The sequence below is a fragment of the Mesorhizobium sp. M0062 genome, assembly GCF_040323125.1.
GTDB lineage: Bacteria > Pseudomonadota > Alphaproteobacteria > Rhizobiales > Rhizobiaceae > Mesorhizobium.
This window is the reverse complement of record NZ_JAMYUO010000069.1, coordinates 1-685: the sequence shown is the minus strand read 5'-3', so window position 1 is coordinate 685 and position 685 is coordinate 1. Positions and strand designations below refer to the sequence as shown.

The following is a 685-nucleotide window of genomic DNA, read 5'->3' as shown; positions in this document are numbered from 1 at the left end:
TCCTTTCAGCGGACACGGATCACCTGCTGATGACTGATCGCGCGCGGGTCCGGGAAGACACCGAAGTTAAACGGGGGCACCCAGGTGCCCGTCGCCGTTATCTGGACGAAGATTTTCTTTCCGCCGCAGATGGTGGTCTCATCCACGACCGTGGCGCCGCACAAATAGGAGCGGACCAGCACGACCGCGGCGTCCTCGGGCTTGTCGTTCCAGCTCGAAAGCGCGACCGCCTGCGTCCCGGTGTCATTGGACGCGCCGGCCATCACGAGATTGGCCGCGGTTTTGACGCCCGCGCGCATCTGCAGGTAACTCGTCACGTAGGACCAGCCATCGGCGATGCCGAGGCAGACCAAGCACAGGACGGGCAGCAACATGGCAAACTCCACGGCGGCTATCCCGGATTTGTCCCGGACAATGCGCAAGGTCCGCCCACCCATCCCGCTACTCGACAAGCTGAACGGACAGTGCCGCCGGAATGTCGTCCATCCCGAGGCCTTTGCAGTTCTGCTTGATCGTCGTACTGCCTGACCACTGGATAGTGTCGGCGACGACCTGAGTGCAGCCACCGTTCCCCGAGAAGTTGCCAAGGTAGTTGACCTGCTGCCTGGGAAAATAGATGGCGCCGGTCAAAAGCGAGTCCGCTGTGCCGTTGAAGGTGCTCTGTGCCGCAGTCCCGGTCCTGTCG

General features: G+C 62.5%; 1 protein-coding gene and 1 pseudogene. Both read right to left on the bottom strand.

Annotated elements, in window-relative coordinates; translation table 11 throughout:
- Positions 1-5: 5 nt before the first annotated feature.
- Positions 6-437, bottom strand: a complete 432-nt coding sequence (locus tag NKJ64_RS30475) for a TadE/TadG family type IV pilus assembly protein (RefSeq protein ID WP_023690708.1) — start codon at positions 435-437, stop codon at positions 6-8.
- 4 nt (positions 438-441) lie between these two features.
- Positions 442-685, bottom strand: a pseudogene (locus tag NKJ64_RS30470) (pilus assembly protein TadG-related protein); the annotation flags it as partial.

Excerpts from the sequence above, each read along its gene's own strand:
- NKJ64_RS30475 (WP_023690708.1), bottom strand. The coding sequence starts at position 437 with ATGGGTGGGCGGACCTTGCGCATTGTCCGGGACAAATCCGGGATAGCC.